General features: G+C 66.8%; 23 protein-coding genes and 1 tRNA gene. 12 read left to right on the forward strand and 12 right to left on the reverse strand.

The window, feature by feature from the left end; genetic code table 11:
- The first annotated feature begins 42 nt into the window (after window positions 1–42).
- Window positions 43–534, forward strand: a complete 492-nt coding sequence (locus A5779_RS00570; protein ID WP_064877926.1) for an LppP/LprE family lipoprotein — start codon at window positions 43–45, stop codon at window positions 532–534.
- A 6-nt stretch (window positions 535–540) separates the two neighbouring features.
- Here A5779_RS00570 and A5779_RS00575 read toward each other — a convergent pair whose 3' ends face one another.
- On the reverse strand, window positions 541–2,463 hold the full coding sequence (locus A5779_RS00575) for an acyl-CoA dehydrogenase family protein (protein WP_064877928.1): 1,923 nt from the start codon (window positions 2,461–2,463) through the stop codon (window positions 541–543).
- Between the two features lie 109 nt (window positions 2,464–2,572).
- On the opposite strand from A5779_RS00575, the gene A5779_RS00580 reads away from it, so the two are divergent.
- Genes A5779_RS00580 through A5779_RS00590 form a run of 3 tightly spaced genes read left to right on the forward strand, consistent with a single transcriptional unit; the run spans window position 2,573 to window position 4,884 of the window.
- Window positions 2,573–3,307, forward strand: a complete 735-nt coding sequence (locus tag A5779_RS00580) for a VIT1/CCC1 transporter family protein (RefSeq protein ID WP_064877930.1) — start codon at window positions 2,573–2,575, stop codon at window positions 3,305–3,307.
- Window positions 3,307–4,368 carry an esterase-like activity of phytase family protein gene (locus A5779_RS00585; RefSeq protein ID WP_064877933.1) on the forward strand — a complete coding sequence of 354 codons (1,062 nt, stop codon included), beginning with the start codon at window positions 3,307–3,309 and terminating at the stop codon, window positions 4,366–4,368. Before A5779_RS00580 ends, A5779_RS00585 begins: the two co-directional genes overlap by 1 nt.
- Window positions 4,369–4,413: 45 nt before the next feature.
- Complete coding sequence (locus tag A5779_RS00590) at window positions 4,414–4,884, forward strand: hypothetical protein (protein ID WP_064877935.1); 471 nt, start codon at window positions 4,414–4,416, stop codon at window positions 4,882–4,884.
- A 102-nt stretch (window positions 4,885–4,986) separates the two neighbouring features.
- On the opposite strand, the gene A5779_RS00595 is transcribed toward A5779_RS00590, so the two are convergent.
- The 3 genes from A5779_RS00595 to A5779_RS00605 are packed head-to-tail and all read right to left on the reverse strand — an operon-like array spanning window position 4,987 to window position 7,422.
- Entirely contained in the window at window positions 4,987–5,664 is a 678-nt protein-coding gene (locus A5779_RS00595) for a YoaK family protein (protein ID WP_064877937.1), read from the reverse strand.
- Window positions 5,665–5,715: 51 nt separating this feature from the next.
- Complete coding sequence (locus A5779_RS00600) at window positions 5,716–6,927, reverse strand: MFS transporter (RefSeq protein WP_064877939.1); 1,212 nt, start codon at window positions 6,925–6,927, stop codon at window positions 5,716–5,718.
- 18 nt (window positions 6,928–6,945) lie between these two features.
- On the reverse strand, window positions 6,946–7,422 hold the full coding sequence (locus A5779_RS00605; RefSeq protein WP_082941458.1) for a MarR family winged helix-turn-helix transcriptional regulator: 477 nt from the start codon (window positions 7,420–7,422) through the stop codon (window positions 6,946–6,948).
- Window positions 7,423–7,528: 106 nt separating this feature from the next.
- On the opposite strand from A5779_RS00605, the gene A5779_RS00610 reads away from it, so the two are divergent.
- Both A5779_RS00610 and A5779_RS00615 read left to right on the forward strand, forming a co-directional pair.
- Window positions 7,529–9,577, forward strand: coding sequence for an ABC transporter ATP-binding protein (locus A5779_RS00610; protein ID WP_064877970.1), 2,049 nt, complete (start codon window positions 7,529–7,531; stop codon window positions 9,575–9,577).
- Entirely contained in the window at window positions 9,574–10,416 is an 843-nt protein-coding gene (locus A5779_RS00615) for an energy-coupling factor transporter transmembrane component T family protein (protein WP_064877943.1), read from the forward strand. Before A5779_RS00610 ends, A5779_RS00615 begins: the two co-directional genes overlap by 4 nt.
- Here the strand turns inward: A5779_RS00615 and A5779_RS00620 are convergent.
- The 4 genes from A5779_RS00620 to A5779_RS00635 all read right to left on the reverse strand — a co-directional run bounded on the left by A5779_RS00620 (window position 10,306) and on the right by A5779_RS00635 (window position 14,434).
- Window positions 10,306–11,271 (reverse strand): DUF4349 domain-containing protein, encoded by a 966-nt coding sequence (locus A5779_RS00620; RefSeq protein WP_110776749.1) that lies wholly within the window; start codon window positions 11,269–11,271, stop codon window positions 10,306–10,308. The two genes, A5779_RS00615 and A5779_RS00620, sit on opposite strands and share 111 nt — an antisense overlap.
- Before the next feature lie 89 nt (window positions 11,272–11,360).
- Window positions 11,361–12,686 (reverse strand): ABC transporter substrate-binding protein, encoded by a 1,326-nt coding sequence (locus A5779_RS00625; RefSeq protein ID WP_064877945.1) that lies wholly within the window; start codon window positions 12,684–12,686, stop codon window positions 11,361–11,363.
- A 76-nt stretch (window positions 12,687–12,762) separates the two neighbouring features.
- The gene (locus A5779_RS00630; protein ID WP_064877947.1) at window positions 12,763–13,575 is read right to left on the reverse strand and encodes a carbohydrate ABC transporter permease; all 813 of its coding nucleotides are present in this window, start codon (window positions 13,573–13,575) and stop codon (window positions 12,763–12,765) included.
- Window positions 13,562–14,434: a carbohydrate ABC transporter permease gene (locus A5779_RS00635; RefSeq protein WP_055115342.1), complete on the reverse strand. Its 873-nt coding sequence runs from the start codon at window positions 14,432–14,434 to the stop codon at window positions 13,562–13,564. Before A5779_RS00635 ends, A5779_RS00630 begins: the two co-directional genes overlap by 14 nt.
- A 187-nt stretch (window positions 14,435–14,621) precedes the next feature.
- Here A5779_RS00635 and A5779_RS00640 point away from each other — a divergent pair, with 187 nt between their 5' ends.
- Complete coding sequence (locus A5779_RS00640) at window positions 14,622–15,404, forward strand: cutinase family protein (protein WP_064877949.1); 783 nt, start codon at window positions 14,622–14,624, stop codon at window positions 15,402–15,404.
- 49 nt (window positions 15,405–15,453) lie between these two features.
- Here A5779_RS00640 and A5779_RS00645 read toward each other — a convergent pair whose 3' ends face one another.
- Together A5779_RS00645 and A5779_RS00650 are read right to left on the reverse strand one after the other, a co-directional pair.
- The gene (locus A5779_RS00645) at window positions 15,454–16,440 is read right to left on the reverse strand and encodes an NAD-dependent epimerase/dehydratase family protein (protein ID WP_064877951.1); all 987 of its coding nucleotides are present in this window, start codon (window positions 16,438–16,440) and stop codon (window positions 15,454–15,456) included.
- Between the two features lie 154 nt (window positions 16,441–16,594).
- The gene (locus A5779_RS00650) at window positions 16,595–18,262 is read right to left on the reverse strand and encodes a sulfatase-like hydrolase/transferase (protein WP_064877953.1); all 1,668 of its coding nucleotides are present in this window, start codon (window positions 18,260–18,262) and stop codon (window positions 16,595–16,597) included.
- A gap of 71 nt (window positions 18,263–18,333) precedes the next feature.
- Here A5779_RS00650 and A5779_RS00655 point away from each other — a divergent pair, with 71 nt between their 5' ends.
- The 4 genes from A5779_RS00655 to A5779_RS00670 are packed head-to-tail and all read left to right on the forward strand — an operon-like array spanning window position 18,334 to window position 22,802.
- A complete protein-coding gene (locus tag A5779_RS00655) occupies window positions 18,334–19,851 on the forward strand; it encodes a TldD/PmbA family protein (RefSeq protein ID WP_064877955.1) in 1,518 nt (505 codons plus the stop codon).
- Window positions 19,848–21,209: a TldD/PmbA family protein gene (locus A5779_RS00660; protein WP_064877957.1), complete on the forward strand. Its 1,362-nt coding sequence runs from the start codon at window positions 19,848–19,850 to the stop codon at window positions 21,207–21,209. Before A5779_RS00655 ends, A5779_RS00660 begins: the two co-directional genes overlap by 4 nt.
- A gap of 7 nt (window positions 21,210–21,216) precedes the next feature.
- Window positions 21,217–21,924: a YwaF family protein gene (locus tag A5779_RS00665; RefSeq protein WP_064877959.1), complete on the forward strand. Its 708-nt coding sequence runs from the start codon at window positions 21,217–21,219 to the stop codon at window positions 21,922–21,924.
- A gap of 35 nt (window positions 21,925–21,959) precedes the next feature.
- Entirely contained in the window at window positions 21,960–22,802 is an 843-nt protein-coding gene (locus tag A5779_RS00670) for a carboxymuconolactone decarboxylase family protein (protein ID WP_064877961.1), read from the forward strand.
- A gap of 70 nt (window positions 22,803–22,872) precedes the next feature.
- On the opposite strand, the gene A5779_RS00675 is transcribed toward A5779_RS00670, so the two are convergent.
- Both A5779_RS00675 and A5779_RS00680 read right to left on the reverse strand, forming a co-directional pair.
- Window positions 22,873–23,904 carry a threonine aldolase family protein gene (locus tag A5779_RS00675; RefSeq protein WP_110776747.1) on the reverse strand — a complete coding sequence of 344 codons (1,032 nt, stop codon included), beginning with the start codon at window positions 23,902–23,904 and terminating at the stop codon, window positions 22,873–22,875.
- Window positions 23,905–23,922: 18 nt separating this feature from the next.
- Complete coding sequence (locus A5779_RS00680; RefSeq protein WP_064877963.1) at window positions 23,923–24,303, reverse strand: phage holin family protein; 381 nt, start codon at window positions 24,301–24,303, stop codon at window positions 23,923–23,925.
- Window positions 24,304–24,397: 94 nt separating this feature from the next.
- On the opposite strand from A5779_RS00680, the gene A5779_RS00685 reads away from it, so the two are divergent.
- Window positions 24,398–24,471, forward strand: a tRNA-Ile gene (locus tag A5779_RS00685).
- Window positions 24,472–24,558: the final 87 nt, after the last annotated feature.

Here is a 24,558-nt window from a genome sequence, read left to right on the forward strand (position 1 = left end):
CAGCCCACTCGCTCAGCCGGGTTGATTCGCTACCCTCGGGGTGTGTACCCACGGCTGATCGCCATCGTCGCCTTCATCGGTCTCCTCGCGGTTGGTTGCGGCTGGAAACCGTCGTCCGCGCCGCCTCCGAAGCCCGATACCTGCGCACCGACCGACGGCCCCAGCGCCGATGCGGTCGCCGATCAGATCGCCAAACTGCCGGCGCCCGAAGCGGGCAGACAGTGGACGCAGATCGGCTCCGGCCACACGAGCAATTGCCGGCTGTACTGGGTCCAGGTGGGCCAGACCAACCCTCAGCCCAACAGCACCGGACAACTGCTGTTCTTCGACCGGCAGACCCCGCTCGGCCCGGCCACCCCGGAACCTCGGCCCTACATCAACGTGGTCACCAACGCCGATGACACGGTGGTGGTCAACTACCAGTGGCAGCAGGGGCATGATTCGCCCACCGCGCCGACCGGCATCGCCACCGTGCGGTTCCGGATCGGGGACGACGGCAAACTGGTTGCCGTCGACCCGATTCCGAAGCCCTGAGGCGCGTCAGCCGTTGAGCAGCTCGGCGGGGTCGAGCATCGCCGCGTAGCGCAGCTGCTCCGGGATACCGAACCCGTCGACGAGGATTTCGATGTGCGGGCGCAGTGAGCGGCAGCGTTCGTTGATCCCGCGGGTAACGGCCTTGGCGCGTTCGGTGGACAGGTAGCGGTGTTCGATGAACCAGGCCTTGTCGTCCTCGATCACCGACAGCGCGTACAGGTCGCAGACATCGTCGAGGAGTTCGCGGGCGGTGTCGTCCTCGCAGGCGTCGATGCCGGCCACGAACGCCTCCAGGATGACCCGGTCGATGTGCGCCTGCGCGGCGTGCAGCACGTGGTCCTGCACGGCGTTGAACGCGTCGAACGCCGACATCTCCTTGGACTTGCCCTGCAGACGCCGCGCCACCGAGGCCAGCATGTACTCCTCGCGGTCCTCGAACATCTTGACCTGGGTACCGCGGTTGAACAGGCTGCCTTCCTCCTCGTTGTCCTGGCGGGTGTCGAGGACGGTCTGGATGATGGTCTCGGCGGCCGTGCGTTTCAGCACCCGCTCGCCGGCGTAGTTGGCCGCGAACCGGACCCACTCGACCGGGCTCATGCCCTTGATGTCGTCGGCGTAGGCGGTCAGCAATTCCTTGGCGACCAACTGCGTGAGCACGTGATTGTCGCCCTCGAAGGTGGTGAACACGTCGGTGTCGGCGCGCAGGGCGATCAGCCGGTTCTCGGCGAGATAGCCTGCACCGCCGCACGCTTCGCGGGCTTCCTGGATGGCACGGCTGGCGTGCCAGGTGTTGGCGGCTTTCAGGCCGGCCGCGCGGGCCTCCAGTTCGCGTTGCTCCTCGGCGTCAGGGTCGTCGGAGGTCTGCAGCTCATGACATTTGGCCACCAGCTCGTTCTGGGCGAACTGCAGCGCGTAGGACTTCGCGATCAGCGGCAACAGTCGGCGTTGGTGCACCAGGTAGTCCATGATGAGGACTTCCTCGTCGCTCTTCGGGGCTTCGAACTGCCTGCGTTCCAGCGCATATCGGGTTGCGATGTCCAGTGCCACCCGCCCCGCCGCCGCGGCACTGCCGCCGACGGTGACGCGGCCGCGGATCAGCGTGCCCAGCATCGTGAAGAACCGCCGGCCGGGGTTCTCGATGGGTGAGCTGTAGGTGCCGTCGGGGGCGACGTCGGCGTAGCGGTTGAGCAGGTTTTCCCGCGGGACCCGGACGTGGTCGAACACGATGCGGCCGTTGTCGACGCCGGGGAGGCCACCCTTGTAGTGGCAGTCCGACGTCGTCACGCCGGGCAGGTCGTTGCCCTCGTCGTCGCGGATCGGCACCACGAAACAGTGCACGCCGTGGCCTTCGCCGTCCGGGGTGATCAACTGCGCGAATACGGTTGCTACCCGGGCGGTTTCCGCGGCCCCGCCGATGTAGTCCTTGCGTGCCGTGGGGGTTGGGGAGTGGATGACGAATTCCTGGGTCGCCGGATCGTAGGTGGCGGTGGTCTCCAGCGACTGCACGTCGCTGCCGTGGCCGGTTTCGGTCATGGCGAAACAACCCAGCAGGTCAAGGTCGATCAGCGGTCGGACGTAGGCCTTGTGGTGACGTTCGGTGCCCAGGTTCTCGATGGCGCCGCCGAACAGGCCCCACTGCACGCCAGCCTTGACCATCAGGGAAAGGTCGCTCATGGCCAGCATCTCGATCTGGGTGATGGCGGCGCCCACGTCGCCATTGCCGCCGTGCTCCTTGCGGAAGCCGTCCTCGGCAGCGCCGGCCGCGGCCATGATCTTGAGCTGCTCGCCCACCTTCGCGCGGGCGATCACCGTATTGGGGGTGTAATGCGGTCGGAAGATCTCGTCCGACAACCTGGCCCGCATGGCGTTTTTGACGTCGCGCCAGCGGCCGTCCAGCGCATTTCGCAGATGTTCGGCAGTTGAGGTCATATCCGACGGTAACGCGTGCGGCTGCTGTAGTAGGCCGCTTGGCCCTGTATCTGCGGGGAAGGCAAGCCTTCCTGGACAAGCCCGACCTCACCGCGAAAGACTGGCGAACATGCCGGACTCGATCGGTAAGTCGCTATCTCCCACGGGCTTGCCGCATGTCAGCTATCACCGGCACGCCGATGTGACGGGCGGCTGGTTGCGCGCGGCCACCTTCGGTGCGATGGACGGTCTGGTCAGCAACACCGCGTTGATCGCCGGTGTCGGGGCCAGCGCTCCGGCTCAGACTGTGGTGCTCAGTGGTGTGGCCGGATTGCTGGCCGGGGCGTTCTCGATGGCGCTCGGCGAGTACACCTCGGTGCTCACGGCCAACGAGCAGGTCGATTCAGAGGTCAGGGTCGAGCGCAAATCGTTCCGCAAGAACCCAGAGGCCGAGCAGGCCGAGCTCGTGGCGATGCTTCAGGAAATGGGGATGACGCCGGAAACGGCCGTGAAAGCCGGCGAGGAGATCCACCGCGACGAGAGCCGGGCCCTGAACTTTCACCTCGTGCAGGAACTGGGTGTGCACCCGACGGAGAAGCCGTCGCCGTGGGTGGCCGGCGGCTCGTCCTTCGTGATGTTCGCGATCGGTGCGATCGTCCCGCTCATCCCGTATCTGCTCGGCTTCCAATCGTTGTGGGCCGGGCTGGCGTGCGGCGGGGTGGGTCTGTTGATCGCCGGTGCGGTGGCGGCGAAGTTCACCCGTAAGCCGGTGGCCGTCGCGGGACTGCGGCAACTGGTGTTCGGTGCGGTCGCGATCGCGGCGACCTACGTCGTCGGCATCTTGGTCGGGGCCGTCATCACCTGATGTTGTATCGAATCCTGGCGGCCGGGTTGCTGGTCCTGGCCGGTTGTTCTCCTGCGCGCGCCGTAGCGGATTTCGAGTTCCTCGGCCAACGGCAGATTGCCTTCGCAACGCCATTCGCTGGCACCGTCATCGGCGGACTGTCGGGAATCAGCTATGACGCGGCCGACGACCTGTACTACATCATCAGCGACGATCGCTCCGCCAAGAGTCCGGCGCGTTTTTACACCGCACGGATCAACGTGTCGGACAACGGCATCGGTGATGTCGAATTCGTCGGAACCCATCCGTGGCTGGATCGTGACGGACAACCGTTTCGCCCGTTGGATGTTGACGCGGTGCCGGCTGTGGTCCCGCCGGACCCCGAGGCGATCGCCTTCGATGCCGGGAGGCAGCGGTTGTATTGGACCAGCGAGGGGGAGAGGCGGACCGAGGGGCCGGGGGCGCCGATCCTGCTGGATCCATGGGTGCGGTCCGCCGGACTCGACGGCAGCTTCCTCGGCGAGTTCGCGCTGCCCGAGGATCTGCGGATGTCGGCCGACGAGCACGGCCCGCGCCGCAACAGCACGCTGGAGGGGCTCACGCTGACGCCGGACGGACGCCATCTGTGGGCGGCGATGGAGGGGCCAGGCTACGAGGACGGCCCACCGCCCGACGCGCAGCGCGGCGCGTTGACCCGCGTGTTCCGCTTCGATGCGGACTCCGGGGCGGTCGACGGGCGGTACACCTATCCGCTCGATCCGGTCAGTGCCGGGCCGGGTGGCGACAACGGGTTGTCAGACCTGGTCGCACTCGACGACAGGAACTTCCTGGTGATCGAGCGTGGTTTTGGCACCCATGTGGCGGTGCGGATCTACCGTGCGAGCCTGGTCGACGGCTCCACCGAGATGACGAAAACATTGTTGGCCGACCTGACCAGCACGCCCGGTCTGGCGCCGCTGGACAACATCGAGGGAATCACCTTGGGGCCCAAGCTGCCCGACGGCCGACAATCGGTGATCGCGGTCAGCGACGACAACTTCTCGCCCACCCAGGTGACACAGTTCCTGCTGTTCGCGCTGTGAGAATTCACGTGCTGGGGCGCCTCGGGTGTGCTGGATGATTGTTTCGTGAGCGTCGAGTGGTTTGCGGTTTTCCCGACCGACCCGCAATGGGTTCCCAGCCAGGATCGTGAGGATGCTGCACGTGCCGTGTTCGAGGTGCTGATGGGCGCTGATATCGAGGTCAAGGTGAACCGGCCCGGCCGGGTGGTATTGGAAGACGCTGGTGAGTGCATCGAAACGATCGGTTGCCCGGCATGTGGGACCTTGGTGGGGGAGAACCCGAAGAGCATGGATTGGTGGGTGGCTCAACTGAACAGAGTCTGGACGGACAGCGGCGGGTTCTGGCCGCTGGATGTGACGACGCCGTGTTGTGGTGTTCAGACTTCTTTGAACGATCTGGTCTATGACGCGCCCCAGGGCTTCGCGTCCTGGTCGGTGGCGGCACGAGACCCGGTGTACGCAATAGGCGAGGAAACACTCGCACTGGTTGGCGCGGCGCTCGGGCATCCTGTTCGTTGGGCGCATCGGCACATATGACCACGCGGGTTTCGGCGGGACTCGCGTTCGTAACCAGGTGGCGGCCACAGGCGGTCTTTTCGGCCGTGACGTTACAAACGCGAACGCGTGGCGCAAGAACCACTACTTCAACAACGCGTGGCGGTCGAAGTAGAAGTAGGTGTAGCTCGCCGTGACGGCACAGATGACGGTGGCCACCAGCAGCATCTGCGATCCGCTCACCACCACGCTGATGAAGCCACCGATGATCGCACCACCGGCGAATCCGGCCCACAGCAGGAAGTACCCCAGCCAATCGCTCAGCTGGCCTCCACTGATGTGGCGTTCGATGCCCTGGCCCATCTTCACGAGCGTCCCGGTCACGTAACTCAACGGGATGGACAGCTCGCCGTCCTTCACGAACGACGTATTCAGGGCTCCGATCCCGAAGGCCACGAACAGGATTGGGACGTACGGAACATCGCGGGCCGTCCAGCCGCGCTCGACGAGGTCGACGACGGTGGACACCACCAGCGCAAGCGTCGTCAGCACCGTCGCGCCGTGGGGATGATTGACCCAGAGGTGCCTGCGGCACAACGAGGCGATCACCACTCCGGCGACGAAGGAGAGCAACAGCAGTGCGGCACCGATCGCCAGCCACTCCTCACCCTGGAACAAGCCGAGGAAGGCCCGCTCGGTGTTCCCCGTCATGAAGGTGACGAAATACCCGGCGGAATGGGTGAACGCCGCGGCGCCCAGTACTCCGGCGAGGGCGGCCAGAATCCACGACAACCGGGCCTCGCCGTCGAGCTGCCGCGACATCCCCCCATTGTGGGGAGCTTTGCTGACCTCGGGGCGGATTTCGCCCCTGTGTCAGCTGTCGGAACCCACGGTGACCGCGGTCGCCTCGTCGGTGAGCTCGTCGAGTTCGGCTTCCTCGACATCGATTCCGGCGAGGTGCGGACGCGTCAGGAACAGCACACCGGCACCCGCCAGGACGGCCCCCGCGCCCACCCAGTACGGCAGGTGGACACTGACCTGTTCGCCGAGAACCCCGGCCAGCCACGGTGCGACGGCAGCCCCGCCGAAGCGCAGGAAGCTGTAGGCCGCCGAGGCCACGCCGCGTTCGACCGGGGCGGCCTTCATCACGGTCTCGGTGATCAGTGTGTTGTTGATGCCGATGAACAGGCCGGCGATCACGACGCCCGAGGCCAGCACGGTCTTGGAATCCGTCCACACCGCCATCGCGGCCAGCACGGCGGTGAAGGCAATGAGGTTGAGGATGAGCACCCGGACTGTGCCGAAACGGTGCTGCAGCCGCGGCGCGACCACCACCGAGGTGAATGCCAATGCCAGACCCCAGCCGAAGAAGATCAGCCCGATCTGGTGAGCGGTCATGTCCAGCGGGAATGGCGTGAACGCCAGCAGGGTGAAGAAACCGAAGTTGTAGAGCAGTGCGGTGATCGCGACGCCGAGCAGCCCGCGATGGCGCAGCGCCCGGAACGGGTCGGCCAGCGTGGTGGCGCGTTCGGCGCGTGGGGTGGCCGGCAGCAGGAACGCGGTGATCACCAGAGCGAAGGCCATCAGCGCGGAGACGCCGAAGAACGGGCCGCGCCAGGAGATCGAACCGAGCACACCTCCGACCAGAGGGCCGATCGCGATGCCCAGGCCGAGTGCCGCCTCGTAGAGGATGATGGCCTGCGCCACTGAGCCTTTCGCGGAGTTGACGATGGTGGCGAGTGCGGTCGCGATGAACAGTGCGTTACCGAGCCCCCATACTGCGCGCCAGCCCACGATCTGCATCACGGTGTCGCTCATCCCGGCCAGACCGGCGCCGGCGATGATGATCACCAGGCCGAGTAGCAGCGTGCGCTTGGGACCGATGCGGCTGGACACCACACCTGTGATCAGCATCGCCACGCCCATCACCGCCATGTAGCTGGTGAACAGCAACGACACCTGCGACGCCGAGGCGTTGAGGTTGTCGGCGATCGGTTTGAGGATGGGATCGACCAGTCCGATGCCCATGAAGGCGACGACGGAGGCGAAAGCGACGGCCCATACGGCCTTGGGTTGGCGCCACATCAGGGCGTTGACTCCTAACTAATTCTTGTGCGACAGCGGATGATCGTCGACGTCGGTGAGCAACCGGCGGATGATGCCGACGGAGGCGGCCAGCGTCCGGCGCTCCTCGGCGGTGAGCCGTTCGAGTCTCGGGTTGATCGCCGCGGCGCGGTCCGCCCTGGCTTGCTCCAGGGTCTGCCGCCCCTGCTCGGTGATCCGGATCAGCACGGCGCGGGCATCACCGGGATCGGTGGTGCGCGACACCAGTCCGGCGTCTTCGAGGCGGCGAACCTGGGTGGTCATGGTCGGCTGCGAACAGTGGTCGAGGTAGGCGAGATCGGAGATGCGGGCCTCACCCTGGTCCTCGATCGTCGACAGCAACCGGGCCTGGGCCCAGGGGAGCGGCAATCGGGTGCGTTGAGTGGCCAGTCGGTTCAACCGGGCGACCACCGACAGCAGGTCGGCGCCAAGCTCGGTTTGATCGGTTACCGTGACATCCTCGGTCGGGGTCGGCATACCCACCATATTTACATAGATTTGCTATGTAGTCTACCTACTCGGCGTGCGCTCGCTCACACAACGGGCAGCCGACGCCGGCGATCGCGGCTGGCAGAATCGAACGATGACCGCGATACCACCGGCGACGACGCCTCGGCGCGGCCTCACTCCCGGCGAGCTTGCGCAGGCTGCGGTGATGGCTGCGCTGTGTGCGGCCACCGCGATCATCGCCGTGGTGGTGCCGTTCGCGGCAGGCCTTTCAGTGTTGGGCACCGTGCCGATGGGCCTGCTGGCCTACCGGTACCGACTGCGCGTGCTCCTCGCGGCAACTGTCGCCGCCGGCACGATCGCCTTCTTGATCGCGGGAATGGGCGGCCTGATGACCGTCGTCGACTGCGCCTACATCGGCGGGTTGACGGGTGTGGTCAAGCGCAGGGGGCGCGGCACCGCCATGGCATTCGGGGCCTCGATCGTGGCCGGGGCAGTATTCGGGGCGGCCGCCGTCGTCGCGCTGTCGGTGCTGTCACGGCTACGCAATCTGGTCTTCGACTCGCTGACCGCCAGCGGCGAGGGCCTGGCCAAGGTGCTGGAACGCATCCCGGTGCTCGATGTGATCGCCGAACCGCTCAGGACCACCATCGCCACCATGATCGAGTACTGGCCGCTGCTGATGCTGGTGCTGGGCATCTTCACCATCACCTCGATCAGCATGGTCGGCTGGTGGGCGCTTTCGCGGATTCTGGCGCGGCTGCTCGGCGTGCCCGACGTGCACAAGCTCGACGCCGACACCGATGCCGACGACTCTGCCGTGATCGCACCGGTTCCGGCCCGGCTGACCGACGTACGGTTCCGCTACCCGGGGATCGATCACGACGCCTTGGGTCCGGTGTCCATGGAATTGCAGCCCGGCGAGCATGTCGCGGTGACGGGGCCGAACGGCTCGGGCAAGACCACTCTCATGCTCATGTTGGCCGGTCGCCAACCCACTTCGGGCAGCATCGAGCGGGCCGGTGCCGTGGGACTGGGCCGCATCGGCGGCACTGCCGTGGTGATGCAGCACCCGGAGAGCCAGGTACTGGGCACCCGGGTGGCCGATGACGTGGTGTGGGGATTGCCCGTGGGCGCCACCGCCGACGTCGAGCGACTGCTGTCCGAAGTCGGGCTCGACGGGCTGGCCGAGCGCGACACCGGGGGATTGTCCGGTGGCGAACTGCAACGCCTGGCCGTGGCCGCGGCGCTGGCCCGAGAGCCCTCGCTGCTGATCGCCGACGAGGTCACCAGCATGGTCGACCAGCAGGGTCGTGACACGTTGATGAATGTGTTGTCCGGGCTGACCGATCACCACGACATGTCGCTGGTGCACATCACGCACTACAACGACGAGGCCGATTCTGCTGACCGCTCGGTGCAACTCAGCGGCAACGGCGGCACCGCCGACAACACCGACATGGTGCAGACCTCTGCAGTGCCCGTCAACGACGCGGCCGCAACCCACCAGGGTGCGCCGGTACTCGAACTGACCGGCGTCGGGCACGAGTACGCCAGCGGAACACCTTGGGCGAAAACCGCTTTGCGCGACATCACGTTCACCGTCAACGAGGGTGACGGGGTGCTGGTGCATGGCCTGAACGGTTCGGGCAAATCGACCCTGGCCTGGATCATGGCCGGGCTGACCGTCCCGACCTATGGTGCCTGCCTGCTCGACGGGGCGCCGGTGGCGCAGCAGGTGGGTGCGGTGGCGATCTCGTTCCAGGCCGCCCGCCTGCAGTTGATGCGCAGCACCGTCGGCCGCGAAATCGCCTCGGCCGCGGGCTTTTCCCGGCACGAGACCGACCGGATCGCGGCCGCGCTGGAAATGGTCGGACTGGATGCGACGCTGGCCCAGCGGCGCATCGACCAACTCTCGGGCGGCCAGATGCGTCGTGTCGTACTGGCCGGATTGCTGGCCCGGTCGCCGCGCGCGCTGATTCTCGACGAGCCGCTGGCCGGATTGGACGCCGCCAGCCAGCGAGGTTTGTTGCGATTGCTGGAGGACCTGCGGCACAACAACGGACTCACCGTCGTCGTCATCTCGCACGACTTCACCGGTCTGGAGAATCTCTGCCCGCGCACCCTGCACCTGCACCACGGCGAGCTCGCCCTTGCCCCGACGACTGCCGGAGGCGCGCGATGACCGCTCCGACGCGAGGACAACGCAAACCGGTCGTGCTGTTGCGTCCGGTCCCCGGCGACACCGTGATCCATCGGCTGTGGGCCGGAACCAAACTGCTCTCCGTGGCGGGCATCGGTGTGCTGCTGACGTTCTATCCCGGCTGGGTGCCCATCGGCGCCGTCGCCGTACTGGTCCTGGTGACCGCGCTACTGGCCCACATCCCACGCGGGGCACTGCCCTCGATCCCGTTCTTCCTGTGGATCCTGGTGGCGTTGGGTGGGGTGCTCGCCGCGCTGGCCGGTGGATCCCCGTTCATCGACATCGGTTCGGTGCAGATCGGCCTGGGCGGGTTACTCAACTACCTGCGCATCACCGCGCTGGCGATCGTGCTACTGGGTCTGGGGGCATTGGTTTCCTGGACGACGAATGTCGCCGACGTCGCCCCGGCGGTGGCCACCCTGGGCCGTCCTCTGCGCGTACTGCGCGTCCCGGTGCACGACTGGGCGGTGACGATTGCATTGGCGCTCCGGGCTTTCCCGATGTTGATCGACGAGTTCCGCACCTTGTATGCGGCGCACCGGTTGCGTCCGGTCGAACCTGCGGAGACGTTCCGGGCGAGACGTCGACAGCGGGTGGGGAATCTGGTCGATCTGTTGGCCGCAGCGGTCACCGTGGCGCTGCGCCGCGGCGACGAGATGGGCGATGCCATCACCGCACGCGGAGGCGCCGGCCAGATTTCGGCCGCGCCGTCAGGTCCCCGGGCGCGCGACTGGATCGCCTTCGCCATCCTCGTTCTGGTCTGCGGCACTGCCTTGGCCCTGGAGCTCACCGTCCTGCCGACCAGCTTCCCGCGGCGTTGACCGCTGCCCGGCCCGCGGCCGGGCCAGCCGAATGACGGCGTAGATGACGGCGGCTGCGATGACGACGACGGCCAGCCACGGCAGCAGCAGGCCGAACAACATCACGAGCCCGGAGGCTGCTGACACCAGGCCGTGCCAACCACGCTCGACCTGGCCCCAGAACCCCTGGTACTGCGGGGCCGGGCCGCCGATCTGCTCGGCGGTGATGTCGAGATTGACGGTGCTGTAGTCGATCTGATCGCCGAGCTGGGTGCGCTGTGCACGCAGACTGTCCAGTTCGGCCTGGCGCTGCGACAAGGCGCCCTCGGCCTTGATCAACGCCTCGGGGTCCTTGGCGTCGCGCATGATCCCGAGCAGGCGGTCAACCGAAGTCTGCAACGCCTTGATGCGGGCGTCGAGATCGACGCGCTGCGAGGTCACGTCGTCGGAGCGGACCTCGACGGTCTGCACCGTGCCGAGCTTCTTGAACTCGTCGAGGGTGCCTTCCAGTTCGGCGGCCGGGACGCGTAGCGCCAGTGAGATGCGCGCGCGGCCGGAACTGGAGCCGGCATCCTCGGAGCGGCTGTCGACCCGGCCGCCGGCATCGGTGGCCAGAGATACGGCTTTGTCGGCCACTGTGGCCGGGTTGCCCGTGGTGATCGACATCGATGCGGTCTTGACAATGTCCCGCTTGACGTCGGTGGGTATCGGCGCTTCCTTCAGCCCTGCACCGCTTTCCGGCACCGGTGCGGGTGCGGCTGGGGCGAACCCGGCATCGCTCTGTGTGGCCGCCGGTGCCGAGGAATTGGGGGAGTGACCGGCCGCGCAGGCCGGTGCGACCGCCAACATCGTCGCGGCAAACAGTGCCACCGTCATGCGGCGGTGACGGGATCCGCTGGTTTGCTTGCGCATCAGCCCAATGTAAGCGACAAGCCGGCGTTCACGGGCGGCAAATATTCCGTCGGTCAGCGCGCTGCTGCCGTGTTGGCCGCCCACTGAGCGTCGGCCAGCGACTTCTCCACATCGCGACGTCCCAGGAACATCTCGTCGAAATAGGGCTTGAGGGCCTGAAATCCGGCCGGGAAGCCGGCCGCGCCCGGCGCCGGGATCCGAGGCCCCCGCAGCACCCGGAAGAACGGGCCGACGTCAACTCCTCGCCGCGTCCAGTAGTCGTGGTAGACGGGCTGGGCTGCCAGCACGGCCGGGATGGCGGCACCGCCCGCGCCGAGGTATTCGTTGCCGCGTTTGCTACCCATCCAGTTCAGTACCTCGCGCACCGCGTCAGGATGATGGGTGGCCGAGTTCCCGGCTGCGGCAATGCCATTGGTGACACTGACCCGTCCCTTGGGTCCGGCCGGAAGCATCGCCACGCCCCACCGGAACCGGGCCTGGTTCGCCACCGCGGCCAGGTTGTAGGTGCCGGACTGAAACAGCGCCATCCGGCCCTGCAGGAACATGTTGCGCGAGAAGTCGCCGTTGTTGTTGGTGGCCGAGGCCGGCGGGGCGACGTGATCGTCGTTGATCATCCGAACCAGGTAGGTGAACGCCTCGACGGCCTGCGGGTTGTCGAAGGCGAAACGATCTCCGATGTTGAAGATGCCGCCCGCCGAGCCGATGTAGTTGAGGTAGATGCCCTGCAGATCATTGGCGGCGTTGTAGCCCCACTGCCGGATCCGGCCGGTGTCGAAACCCTCGGTGCCGGCCGCGCGGCCCTGCTCGTCGACGGTCAGCCTCGCCGCCAGTGACCGCAGTGTGTCGTCTGGTCCGTTCGACCACCGCATCGTGGTCAGTTCGGCGAGGTCCACCCCGGCGGCGTCGAGCAGGTCGGCGTTGAAGTACACCGCGATGCCGGCGTCGGTCAGCTGCGGAACCGCCCACAGGGCGTCGTTGCGGGTGAACTGGTTGACCACTGAGGGCTCCCAGGCCCGGGCGGCGTTGGCGCCCAAGGTCTGTCCGATGTCGAGCAGCCGACCGTTGTCGGCATATCCGGCCAGGTAGGCGTTGGACAGCCAGAAGATGTCATCGGCGCTGCCCCCGGCCACGTCGGTACGCAGGCTGTCGAAGTAGGCGGAGTAGGCAACGGTGTTGACCCGCACCTCGATGTCGGGGTGCTCCCGAGTGAACTCGGCGAAGGACTGCCGGTAGGCGGCCGCCACCTGTGAATCCCACAGTCGCACGGTGACCACGGTGCGGCCCTCGGGTTCGGTGGTGCGGCCCAACAGCACGGCGGCCACCAACAGAACGGCCATGGTCAGCGCCAGGCCGATCGCGGCCGTCGTCGAGCGCCTCATGGCTGCTTCCTGTCGCGAGATCGACGTGAGGGTCGTTGTGGCCGCGGATAGGCAGCCCTGGTGTGGATCTCGACGATCACTTGATCCCCGTCACCACGATCGAGCGGACGATGTTGCGCGAGAACGCGACGAACAACACGATCAGCGGCACGATCGCCACCGTGGTCGCCGCCATCACCAGCGTCCACTGCGCGTTGTACTGCGTCTGCAGCCCGGCGGTCGCCACGGTGATCACCTGCCACTTGCTGCCGCTGGTGATCACCAACGGCCACAGGAAGTTGTTCCACTGGCTGACCACGGTGATCAACGCCAGGGTGACCAGGATCGGTCTGCTGGCCGGCACGACGACGTGCGTGATCACATCCAGGGTATGGGCACCGTCGAGGCGGGCCGCGTTGATCAGATCGCCCGGGATCGACCGAAAGTACTCGCGCAACAGGAAGATCGCATACGGCGAGCCGAACATGAACGGCAGCACCAGCGCCCAGAAGGTGTTGCGCAATCCGGCCTCGGCCATCATCAGATACAGCGGTACCACGGTAACGGTCGCGGGCACCATCAGAGTCGCGATGTAGACCCAGAACAGGGCGTCGCGGCCGGGAAACTGCAGCCGCGCGAAGGCATAGGCGGCAAGCACCGAGAACACCAGTTGACCCAGCAGGATGACCGCCGTCATCAACGCGGTCACGACGGTGGCCCGGCCGAACCCGGCGTCGGCGAGCCCGACGTAGTTCTCCAGCGTCGGCGGTGTGGGCAGCGACAGCGGGGGATCGGTGGCGAACTGCTCGGCCGAGGTGAACGAGGTGAGCAGTCCGAGTCCGAAAGGCAGCAGCGTGACCACCGCGCCGAGGAGCAGGCCCGCGTAGATCAGTGCGTTACGTGAGGTCATAGCTGATCCTGCGGCGGAAGTAGAAGTGCTGGACGAGCGTGATGCCGACCAGGATGGCGAACAACACGATCGCCATCACCGAGGCCCGGCCCACTGCCGCCGCGCCGAATGCCTCGGCATAGATACGGTGCGCCACCAGATCGGTGTGGCCTTGCGGCCCGCCCGCGGTCAGCGCGTACACGGTGTCGAATACCTGCGCGGCGCTGACGATTCCGGTGACCAATACGAAGAACATGGTTGGCCGCAGCATCGGCAGGGTGATGTGCCGGAACCGCTGCCAGTCCGTCGCGCCGTCGGTGCGGGCGGCGTTGTGGACGTCGGCGGGGATGTTCAGGATGCCGGCCAGGAAGAACAGCGTCACATAGCCGACATTGGTCCACACCACCACCGCGGATACCACCGGCAGCGCCAGTCCCGGGTCGGTCAGCCACTCGACCGGTCGGCCCAGCACGGTGCTCAGCGCCCCGTCGGTGGGGGCCAGGATCCATTTCCACAACACCGCGATGGCCAGCGGCGCACAGATCCATGGCAGGACGTACACGGTGCGGAAGAACCCGGTGCCCGGAAGTCCCCGAGCCAGCAGCGACGCGGCGATCAGGCCCAGCACGGTCTGTGTCGGCACCACCAGCAGCACGAACAGCAGCGTCACCGCCAGCGAGGTGCCGAACGACGAATCGGTGAGTACGGACGTCCAATTGTCCAGTCCCACATACTCGATCGGGCCGAGCAGGTCCCACCGCTGCAGACTCAACCAGAGCACCACCAGCATGGGCAGCAGCAGGAAGGTGACGACGCCGAACAAGCTGGGTGCGACAAGCGCGTACCCCAGTGCGGTCGTGCGGACACGCGAGGTGGCCATCGGGCTATTAAAGCGGTTCGTGACCTGCGGCCGCCACGGCGGGCAAGCTCAACGCCCAAAAGCCGGGCTCTCATCCCCGTCGGCGAAATTTGCTCGGATGACGTACATCACTTGACTGCTGCGGAATCGAAGTCCGGACTTCGTGCTTGTAGCTGGTAACAGCAACAGAAGGACCGGGGGTTATCTCATGAGTGCAGCGCAACCAGCCCGTAAGGGCAGCATGATGTCCACGGTGGCGCAGTCCGTGATCTTTACTGCGCTCGCGCTGACCGCGCTGGTCTTCGGTTCTCTGGCCGGCCCGATCGCCTCGGCCAATGCCGCCGACGGGTGTGCCGACGTCGAGGTGGTGTTCGCCCGCGGCACCAACGAAGCGCCGGGCGTCGGAGCCACGGGGCAGGCGTTCGTCGACGCGCTCAGCGCTGATCTGCCCGGCAAGTCGGTGGACGTGTACGCGGTCAACTACCCGGCATCGCTGAACTTCGGTCAGGCGACCGACGGCATCGCTGATGCGAGCAACCGGATCCAGTCGATCGCAGCCACCTGCCCGGCGACCAAGATCGTGCTCGGTGGTTACTCGCAGGGCGCCGCGGTGGCCGGTTACACCACCTCGAGCTCCGTGCCCGCCGGATACGTCCTGCCCGCCGGCATCAGCGGCCCGATGCCCGCATCGGTCGCCTCGCACGTCGCGGCCGTGGCATTGTTCGGAACCCCCGACGAGTGGGTGCTGGGCCTGGCCGACCGCAGTGCACCGCCTATCGCGATCGGCGCACCGTACGTCGCCAAGACCATCCAGCTGTGCGCCCCCGGCGATCCCATCTGCTTCCCCGGTGGTTTGAACCGCGCGGCCCACAGCTCCTACAAGGACAACGGAATGGCAATCCAGGCAGCCGATTTCGCGGCCCGCCAGTTGGGTGGCAGTGCCCCGGCGGCCACGATGGTGCAGACCGCGGGTGAGGTCACCGGAAACTGACGCGGACAGAACCAAGGCCGACGGCCGGAAGCGACTGAGCTTCCGGCCGTCAGCTGTTGAGGTCTCGGAATCCGGCGACGGTGTCGGCCAACGTGATTCGTGGATCCCGGTAGGTGACGCCGAGGTCGCGTTCGCTCGGTGAGTCGTCGGACGCGGGCATCTGTGTGTAGTACTGCATCCCAGCTTCGGTGAACGGCGTCTGGAACGGCAGGAACGGCCCCATCCGGTCGAGCACCTGCCCGGCGACGCGCAGCACGGTGTCGGGCACCGGGACGGCGAACATCGTCTTGTTGCCGACCTCGGTGAGCAGCTTGGCCAGCTGGTCCACCGGGATGCGGTGACCGCCGGCCATATAGCGGCGGGGGCCGCGCCCAGGTTCGAGCAGCGCGACGTGCAGCGCCGCCAGGTCTCGACCGTCGACGATGGTCCACGCGGCGCTGCGGCCGGGGATCGCTCCCAGCTGCAGTGCGGCCGCCACCCCCTCGCCGGCTTCCCCGAACTGGTTGCCGACCGGGGGCCCCATGACCATGCCGGGATAGGTGATGTTCACCGGTGCGCCGGCGTCCTGCATTCCGCGGGCGTAGATCTCGACCTGCGCCTTGGATCGCCCGTAGCCGTCGGTCCCGCCGAACACCGGCAGGTCCGCTTCCAGCGTGTCCACATCGGGATTGAACAAGGCGGTGATGCTCGACACGTGGATGATCGGATCCAGGCCGAGTTCTGCGGCGCCGCCGAGCACATTTCGTGCACCGTCCATGTTGGTGCTCATCATCTGCGCGGTCTGGCTCGGGTCGGTGGCGACCAGCGCCGCGCTGTGCAGGACGGCGTCGCAGCCCTCCAGTGCGCGCAGAACCGAATCGCGATCGGTGATGTCGCCGACGGCATGATCGGAGACATCGACTCCGAGCTTGGCAACGCTGGTTTGTAACCGGTCCGGATTGCGCACCAGAAATCGGACCGAATGTCCTGCGTCTGCAATCGCTTTCGCGCTCCAGCCGCCCACAAATCCGGTACCGCCGGTGACCAACACGCGCATGACGCCAACCTCCTAGCAAGCGACGACCGTCGCTAGGACGCTAGTACGTCTTACGCCGCCGGGAAGCGGTTTCGGCTCAGCCTTCGTGCTGGTCGGGTCGGCTCAGCCGCCGTGCCTATTTGGTCGGCTCAGCCTCCGTGTCAAATCTGTCGGCTCAGCCTCCGCGAAGCTCCGCGAGCTCCTTCATATTCGCCAACCCCTGCTCCTGCGCCTCATCCAGGAAACTCGGCAAGGGGGCCCGCAGCTCGGGAAGCACCTGATGGTCGAGCAGGGCCTGCAGATCCGCCTGCTTCGGGCTGCGGCCCGCCTGATTGTCGAGCTCCTGCACCCCGGGATCGGTTGCGTAGTCGTACAGTTCGTGATGGATGGGCCGGGACGTGTCGATGTCCATGGTGCCGGGTTTCCAGTACGTGTACATGCCGAGCTTGGCCTCGGGGGTACGGACGGCGACGATGTGGCCGGGCGCCGATGTCGGGATTTCCATCGGCGGGCCGGAGGCGCCGAAGAACTTCTTTGCCAGTGGCGATTCCATCAACGCCGCCATCTCCTCGACCGACATGTCGTCGGTGGCGTGTGCGATCCACGGCCGGCCCGGTGTGGCTGCATCGGCGGCCATCCCGGCGATGTCGGCACGCTCGGACAGGTAGGAGTAGCGGGAGTCGGAGCGCCAACCGGCGCCGCCGTGGGCGATGGTCATGAGCAACGCCGCCAGGTCGGCGCTGGAAGTCAACTGGGTACGGGTGTCGCCGGGTCCCGGTGTCAGACGACCGGACGGGTCACGGATGTAGAGCGGCACCCGGATGCTCTCCTCGTACACCGCGGCGCCCTTGCCGCGCAGGCCGTGCGACCCGGCGTACTCGCCGTGATCGGAGGTGAAGACCACGACGGTGTTGTTGTCGATGTCCGGCCTGGCGGCGAGAGTGTCGAGCACCCGGCCGATCTGGGTGTCCACCTGCTGATGCAGCCACAGGTACATGTCCAGGCACCTGGCCCACTGAGCGGCGGCGTCGGGTCCGGTGTAGTCCATCGCGCCGGTCATCAGCGGCGACATGAAGTTCATGTAGTCGATCTGCAACTGGGGCTTGCCCCTGCGGCGCAGATCGTCCGCGGTCTCGAAGTTCGCCGGCTTTGCGCTGAATACGTGCGGAACATTGTCGGGCAGCGGGTTTTTCGGCCACCAGCAGATGTCGTGCGGATTGACCAGCGACACCGTGGTGCACCAGGGGCCCTCGGTCGCGTCGGCATCGAACCACCCGGTGAACTGATCGACGATCGAGGGATCCTGCTGCAGGCCCTGGTTCGGTGCGCCGTTGGGGGACGGGTAGGTGCCACCGGAGAAGCCGTGGACGTCCAGGCCGTCGGGGGTGTTGTCGGCCGCACTGCCCAGGTGCCACTTGCCCCACCACCAGGTGCGGTAGCCGGCATCGCGCAGCATCGTGCCCCAGGTGGGGAAGCGGGCCGCCAATGTCGATTCGGTGGGGCCCTCGCCGGTATAGAGGCACCCGGTCTGGTGTGAGTACAGCCCGGTGGTCAGTACCCCGCGCGACGGCGTGCACATGTTCGATGCGCTGTAGTGCGAACCGAACGAGGTGCTTCGCGTCCGCAACCGGTCGAGGTTGGGCAGCAGTGCGCCGAGTTGCTGGGTATCGGGGAACCACTGGGGTGCCCGCATCTGGTCGACGATCACGACGAGGATGTTGGGCTGACCGGCCGTATCCTGGGTCCGTCTGCTGAGTAGTTCATAGCCGCCGAATCCGACCGCAGCCGCGCCTGCCGCCACTGCCGCACCACCCAGAACCGTCCGCCTGCTGAGCTCCACCATTTAGTCAGGCTATGGGTTCTTGCTGTGCGCAGCATGAGTTTGGTGACAAGCACCCTTTAGTGTGGGGAATCATGACCGCTCAACGACGTGTGGACGCCGATTTTCTGGAGCTGCCCCGGTCCGAGTTGGCTGATGCGGCACTGTCCGCGGCAGTCGCAGCCGGCGCCAGCTATGCCGATCTGCGGATTCACCGGATCACCACCGAGATCATCCAGCTGCGCGACGGCGAGTTGGAAATGTCCGTGGTCAACCGTGAGGTGGGTCTGGCGGTCCGGGTGATCGTCGACGGCGCGTGGGGGTTTGCTTCCAACGCCGAGCTGGCACCGGAGGTGGCGGCCGAGACGGCTCGCCGCGCCGTGCAGGTGGCGAGGACACTGGGGCCGCTGAATGCCGAGCGCATCGAGTTGGCCGCCGAACCGGTGTACGCGGATGTGACCTGGGTGTCCGATTATGGCGTCGACCCGTTCGCCGTCCCCGCCTCCGACAAGATCGCGCTGCTGGGCGAGTACTCGGGCCGGTTGCTGGCCTCCGACGGTGTGGACCATGTGTCGGCCGGGGTGCATGCGGTCAAGGAACAGACCTTCTACGCCGACACCTTCGGATCGTCTCTCACCCAGCAGCGGGTGCGGGTGATGCCGACGATGGAGGCGGTGGCCGTCGACTCCGCTGCCGGGTCGTTCGAGACGATGCGCACGTTGGCGCCGCCGACCGCCCGGGGCTGGGAGGCGCTGGCCGGTGATGATGTGTGGGACTGGACCTCCGAGCTGGCGGAGCTGCCGACGCTCCTGGCGGAGAAGACCAAGGCTCCCTCGGTCGTCGCCGGCCCCACCGACCTGGTGATCGATCCGTCCAACCTGTGGCTCACCATCCACGAATCGATCGGGCATGCCACCGAATACGACCGGGCCATCGGCTACGAGGCGGCCTATGCCGGCACGTCGTTCGCCACCCCGGACAAGCTCGGCACCATGCGGTACGGCTCGCCGGTGATGAACGTAACCGCCGACCGCACCGTCGAATTCGGTTTGGCCACCGTCGGTTTCGACGACGAGGGCGTGCGGGCCCAGAGCTGGGACCTGGTGCGTGACGGCGTCTTCGTCGGCTACCAGCTGGACCGGGTTTTCGCGCCGCGACTCGGGCAGGCTCGCTCCAACGGCTGCTCATACGCCGATTCGCCCCACCATGTGCCCATCCAGCGGATGGCGAATGTGTCGCTGCAGCCAGGTCCGGAGGATCTCAGCACGGACGACCTGATCTCGCGGGTGTCCGACGGCATCTACATCGTCGGCGACAAGTCCTGGTCGATCGACATGCAGCGGTACAACTTTCAATTCACCGGCCAACGTTTCTACCGGATCCGTGACGGGCGCCTCGACGGGCAGTTGCGCGACGTGGCGTACCAGGCCACCACGACCGATTTCTGGGGTGCGATGGAAGCGGTTGGCGGACCATCCACCTGGCGCCTCGGTGGGGCATTCAACTGTGGCAAGGCGCAACCCGGGCAGGTGGCGCCGGTCAGCCACGGTTGCCCGAGCGCGCTGTTCCGCGGCATCAACGTACTGAACACCCGGACGGAGGGCGGCCGATGATCGGCGCACAGCAGGTCGTCGAGATCGCCTTGGGCGCCGCAGATCCCGGCACGGAAACCATGGTGTTGGTCACCGATCGGGCAGACGCCTCGCTGAGGTGGGCCGGCAACTCGATGACCACCAACGGCGAATCGGTCAGCCGCATCATCACGGTGATCTCGATCGTGCGCCGCGGGGGCAAAGCCCATGTCGGGTCGGTGCGCTCCACCGAGGTGGACCCGGCGGTGATCCCGGAGTTGGTGGTCGCCGCGCAGCGGGCAGCGGTGTCCTCGCCCGAGGCACGGGACGCGGCACCGCCGCTGCCGGGCTCCGAGGTGCCGGTCGACTGGGATGCGCCGGTGGCGGGCACGGGGGCGCAGGTGTTCACCGGCATCGCCGATGACCTGGCCAAGGGTTTCGCCGGGTCCGACCAGCTCTACGGATACGCCCGCCACGTCTTGGAGACCACGTTCGTGGCCACCTCGACCGGTCTGCGTCGTCGTTACACCCAGCCGACGGGCTCGGTGGAGATCAATGCCAAACGCGACGGGGCGAGTGCCTGGGCCGGGGTGAGCACCGCGGATTTCGCTGACGTGCAGGTGGATTCGCTGCTCGACGAGTTGTCGCTGAAGTTGGGATGGGCGGAGCGGACCGTCGAACTCCCGGCCGGCCGGTACGAGACACTGATGCCACCGTCGACGGTGGCCGACATGATGATCTACCTGACCTGGACCATGGATGGCCGCGGGGCGCAGGAGGGGCGCACCGCACTGTCGGCGCCCAGGGGGACCCGGGTGGGGGAGAAGCTCACCGATCTGGGGCTGACGCTGTACTCCGATCCGCGCGCCGACGCGCTGGCCTGCCAGCCGTTCGTGGCGGTGCCGAGTTCCTCGGAGCGGGTGTCGATCTTCGACAACGGCATGGACATCGGCCGGGTGGACTGGATCCGCGACGGTGTGGTCAATGCACTGGCCTATCCACGGGCGGTGGCCGCCGAATACGGCACACCCGTCGCGGTGCCCGCCGACAACCTGCTGATGACCGGTGGCGCAAAGGATTTGGCGGACATGATCGCCGGTACCGAACGCGGTCTGCTGCTGACGACGCTGTGGTACATCCGCGAGGTGGACCCGACCGTGCTGCTGTTGACCGGGCTGACCCGTGACGGCGTCTACCTGATCGAGGACGGCGAGGTGACGGGCGCGGTGAACAACTTCCGGTTCAACGAGAGCCCGCTGGACCTGCTGCGGCGCGCCACCGAGGCGGGCATCAGCGAGGTCACCCTCCCGCGCGAATGGGGTGACTGGGCGACGCGCGCGTCGATGCCGACGCTCCGGATCCCGGATTTCCACATGTCCTCGGTGAGCCAAGCACAATGAGTTAAGGGTGCTGTCCCAACGGCAATTCACGGCCTACGGCCCGTCGCACTGGGCCGTGATCGCCGTGTTTGTCGTCGGGGCACTGCTGCTGGTTTGGCTCGGCCGTCGCCAGACCGAACGTCAATCCCGGCTTTGCGGCCGCATCCTCGGTGCATCGACGGCCGCGATCTATGCCGCGATCCTCGTCTACAACCTGATCCCACCGTCGATCGGACGGTCGGTGCCCCTGCAGCTGACCGACCTGGCGACCGTCGCGGGTGCGTACGCGCTCTGGTCGCAGCGTCAGTGGGCCTTCGTACTGACCTACTACTGGGGTCTGGTGCTGAGCACGCAGGCACTGATCTCGCCGGTGCTGAAGAGCCCGGACTTCCCGCATTACGCCTTCCTGGCGTTCTGGGCGATTCACCTGCTCGTCGTGTGGGCCGCCATCTATCTGACCTGGGGCCGTGGGATGCGTCCGCAGTGGCGCGATTATCGGTTCGCGGTGGTGGTGACCGTGGTGTGGGCGGTGGGAACCATGGCGTTCAACGCCATGGCGGGTACCAACTACGGCTTCCTCAATGCCAAACCCACCACCGCGTCGCTGCTCGACCTGATGGGGCCATGGCCGGTCTATGTGTTGGTGGCCAGTGCCTTGGTGGCGAGTGTGTGGGCGCTCATGACGTGGCCATGGGAACGTCGGGGTCGGAGTCGTCGACAGCTGGGTGCGTCTTGAGGCGATATTGGATTCAGCTGCCGGGTAACGCCACGATGCGGGACGCGGTGGAGCATACTGCCGGTGTGTCTGCCGATCTGCTCAATGAGTTGACGCACCTGATCGCGTTGTCGCCACCAAAGTTGGCCGATATCAACGCCGATGTCCGTGAGGTGTGCGCGTCGACGCTGGGTTTGCCCCCCGTGCCCGCGGAGACCTGCGGCGGCGCGGTCGACCCCATGGTCACCGAGTTCGCCGAGCAGTTCAGCATCGACGTCACCGGTATCACCACCGCCCAGCGGGCGGCGTTCTCCGATCTGCTCGGGTCCGACGTGTTCACCGTGGCAACGTTGATCTATGTGGCCGACTTCATGCCTCGGATGCGTGCCGGGCTGACTGCCCTGGGAGTGGACTGGCCGGAGGGTCCCGTCGTGTGGGACCACGAAACCAACCCCGCCGACTACGTGCTCGACACGTTCATCCCGGCCGTGGGGCGGATGCGCGCGCTGGACCCGGTGACCTCGGAGATCGTGCGGTTGCGTGGAGCCCGCCAGCACAACTGCCGGCTGTGTAAGTCGCTGCGGGAGTCCGCGGCATTGGAGGCCGGCGCCACCGAGTCCGACTATGACGGCATCGACGACTTCGAGAACTCCGAGCTGTCCGATCGGCACAAGGCCGCGCTGCGCTACGTCGATGCGCTGATCTGGGCGCCTTCTCAGGTGTCGGGTGAGGAACTGCGCCAACATTTTTCGGAAGAAGAGGTCGTCGAGCTGACCCTCGATGTCATGCGCAATGCGTGCAACAAGGTGGCCGTAGCGTTGGGTGCCGACGCGGCGCGTGTCGACGAGGGCACCGAGGAGTACCGGCTCGGCGCTGACGGACAGCCGATCTACAGCTGAGTCTTGCAGGTCGCGCCTGGCCCGCGCCGTTTTCTACCCGGGGGTTGTGGCCCCGCCGGAACTACCGCCCTCAGGTAGAAATCGACGACAACAACCGCAGAACATCGTCGACTTCGCTGTCGGTCGTCGCCCACGAGCAGACGAACCGCACCGTCGGCCGCAGTGGTTCGGGACGGTGCACGGCATAGCTCGCTGAGATGGCGGTGTAGGCCGCGGGTTCGAGGTCGACGAACACCTCGTTGGCCTCGGTGGGGGAGCCCAGCCTCAGACCGAGCGCTTGGAAGCCCGTGCTGAGCTGGGTGGCCATCCGGTTGGCGTGGGCCGCGGTCTGCAGCCACAGCCCGTCGTGCAGCATCGCCTCGAACTGGGCCGCGACGAACCGCTGCTTACTGGCCAGCTGGCCGATCTGCTTCTGCACGAACTGGATTCCGTCGAACAACTCGGGGCGGCGCGCCAGGATCGCGTCGCCCATCAGCATGCCGTTCTTGGTGCCGCCCACGGTGACGATGTCGGCATCGGCGATGGCCTCATGGGGAGAGATATCCAGGGCGGCAATCGCATTGGCGATCCGCGAGCCGTCGATATGGACCAACAGGTCGAGATCGTGGGCGTGATCGATGAAGTCCTTGATGGCCTGCGGGGTCCAGAGGCGGCCGTTCTCGGTGGACTGGGTGATGCTGACGATGCGTGGCTGTGAGTGGTGCACCGGCCCGCGGCGGGCCACCGCGGTGTCGAGCGCGGCCGGATCGATCAGGCCGTCATCGCTGATGAGTTTCGTCAGCGGGGCGCCCGAGAGCCGGACCGGTCCGCCGGCCTCGTCGACCAGTGAGTGCGCGATGTCGCTGCACAGGATCTCCTGCCACGGCCGCACCGCCGAGGCCAGCGCGATGATGTTGGCGGCGGTACCGGTGAGCGCGAACAGCACCTCGGCGTCCGGGGAGTCGAACACGGCCTTGATCGCGTCGGCGGCGCGCGGCGTGGCGGAGTCGTTCCCGTAGGAAGCGACGGCCTCGTTGTTGGCCGCGACGATCGCGTCCATGACTTTCGGGTGAGCGGGCGCGGCGTTGTCGGAGGCGAACGCGTGAGAAGGCACCTTCGCCATGATCCCTACCGGCGACGGCTACGTCGAGGCGTCCTTCTTCTTGAGGAACAGGGCCGGCAGCACCACCGTGGCCACCGCCGTGACCAGCCAGACCACCACGGTGGCCGCGATCCAGGAGCCGATTCCGCTGATGCTGAGCCCGTGGGTGAACACCGACGCCAGGACCAGCGCAACCAGGGTGGAGACCAGTCCGATGCCACCCAGGAACGCCGACGCGTAGCGGTTTGCCATCTTGAGGAAGAACGGCGACAGGACGCCCTGCGCGACGGCGAAGATCACCACCGCGGCGACGAAGCCCCATGCCGACACCGAGACGCCGGGTATCAGCCACGCGGCGACCAACAAGCCGAGGGCCGACGAGCCCAGAAAGATCGCGATACGCAGCAGAAAGCGGACCATGGGGTGAGCGTATCCGCGACGGGCGTGCCTGCGGCCCCTCATTGGCGTCTGTGTCTGCGCTGTGTGCGACCATATTGCGGCGCAGATGCGCCCGGGGGCGGTAGCTCAGTTGGTCAGAGCTGGGGACTCATAATCCCTAGGTCGCGGGTTCGAGCCCCGCCCGCCCCACTTCAGACAGTGTATGACGTCGGGTGATGCTTGACGTTTTGTCTCCGGTTGATGGCTGACAGTGTTTCGGCTGATGCTTTACACCTA

This window comes from Mycolicibacterium peregrinum (assembly GCF_001665625.1).
Lineage (GTDB): Bacteria > Actinomycetota > Actinomycetes > Mycobacteriales > Mycobacteriaceae > Mycobacterium > Mycobacterium peregrinum_B.

What these genes read in the sequence shown, in the direction of transcription:
- A5779_RS00575 (WP_064877928.1), bottom strand. Translation starts at nt 2,463, where the DNA reads ATGACCTCAACTGCCGAACATCTGCGAAATGCGCTGGACGGCCGCTGG.
- A5779_RS00580 (WP_064877930.1), top strand. Translation starts at nt 2,573, where the DNA reads ATGCCGGACTCGATCGGTAAGTCGCTATCTCCCACGGGCTTGCCGCAT.
- A5779_RS00585 (WP_064877933.1), top strand. Translation starts at nt 3,307, where the DNA reads ATGTTGTATCGAATCCTGGCGGCCGGGTTGCTGGTCCTGGCCGGTTGT.
- A5779_RS00595 (WP_064877937.1), bottom strand. Translation starts at nt 5,664, where the DNA reads ATGTCGCGGCAGCTCGACGGCGAGGCCCGGTTGTCGTGGATTCTGGCC.
- A5779_RS00600 (WP_064877939.1), bottom strand. Translation starts at nt 6,927, where the DNA reads ATGTGGCGCCAACCCAAGGCCGTATGGGCCGTCGCTTTCGCCTCCGTC.
- A5779_RS00605 (WP_082941458.1), bottom strand. Translation starts at nt 7,422, where the DNA reads ATGCCGACCCCGACCGAGGATGTCACGGTAACCGATCAAACCGAGCTT.
- A5779_RS00610 (WP_064877970.1), top strand. Translation starts at nt 7,529, where the DNA reads ATGACCGCGATACCACCGGCGACGACGCCTCGGCGCGGCCTCACTCCC.
- A5779_RS00615 (WP_064877943.1), top strand. Translation starts at nt 9,574, where the DNA reads ATGACCGCTCCGACGCGAGGACAACGCAAACCGGTCGTGCTGTTGCGT.
- A5779_RS00620 (WP_110776749.1), bottom strand. Translation starts at nt 11,271, where the DNA reads ATGACGGTGGCACTGTTTGCCGCGACGATGTTGGCGGTCGCACCGGCC.
- A5779_RS00625 (WP_064877945.1), bottom strand. Translation starts at nt 12,686, where the DNA reads ATGAGGCGCTCGACGACGGCCGCGATCGGCCTGGCGCTGACCATGGCC.
- A5779_RS00630 (WP_064877947.1), bottom strand. Translation starts at nt 13,575, where the DNA reads ATGACCTCACGTAACGCACTGATCTACGCGGGCCTGCTCCTCGGCGCG.
- A5779_RS00635 (WP_055115342.1), bottom strand. Translation starts at nt 14,434, where the DNA reads ATGGCCACCTCGCGTGTCCGCACGACCGCACTGGGGTACGCGCTTGTC.
- A5779_RS00640 (WP_064877949.1), top strand. Translation starts at nt 14,622, where the DNA reads ATGAGTGCAGCGCAACCAGCCCGTAAGGGCAGCATGATGTCCACGGTG.
- A5779_RS00645 (WP_064877951.1), bottom strand. Translation starts at nt 16,440, where the DNA reads ATGCGCGTGTTGGTCACCGGCGGTACCGGATTTGTGGGCGGCTGGAGC.
- A5779_RS00650 (WP_064877953.1), bottom strand. Translation starts at nt 18,262, where the DNA reads ATGGTGGAGCTCAGCAGGCGGACGGTTCTGGGTGGTGCGGCAGTGGCG.
- A5779_RS00655 (WP_064877955.1), top strand. Translation starts at nt 18,334, where the DNA reads ATGACCGCTCAACGACGTGTGGACGCCGATTTTCTGGAGCTGCCCCGG.
- A5779_RS00660 (WP_064877957.1), top strand. Translation starts at nt 19,848, where the DNA reads ATGATCGGCGCACAGCAGGTCGTCGAGATCGCCTTGGGCGCCGCAGAT.
- A5779_RS00670 (WP_064877961.1), top strand. Translation starts at nt 21,960, where the DNA reads ATGCGGGACGCGGTGGAGCATACTGCCGGTGTGTCTGCCGATCTGCTC.
- A5779_RS00675 (WP_110776747.1), bottom strand. Translation starts at nt 23,904, where the DNA reads ATGGCGAAGGTGCCTTCTCACGCGTTCGCCTCCGACAACGCCGCGCCC.
- A5779_RS00680 (WP_064877963.1), bottom strand. Translation starts at nt 24,303, where the DNA reads ATGGTCCGCTTTCTGCTGCGTATCGCGATCTTTCTGGGCTCGTCGGCC.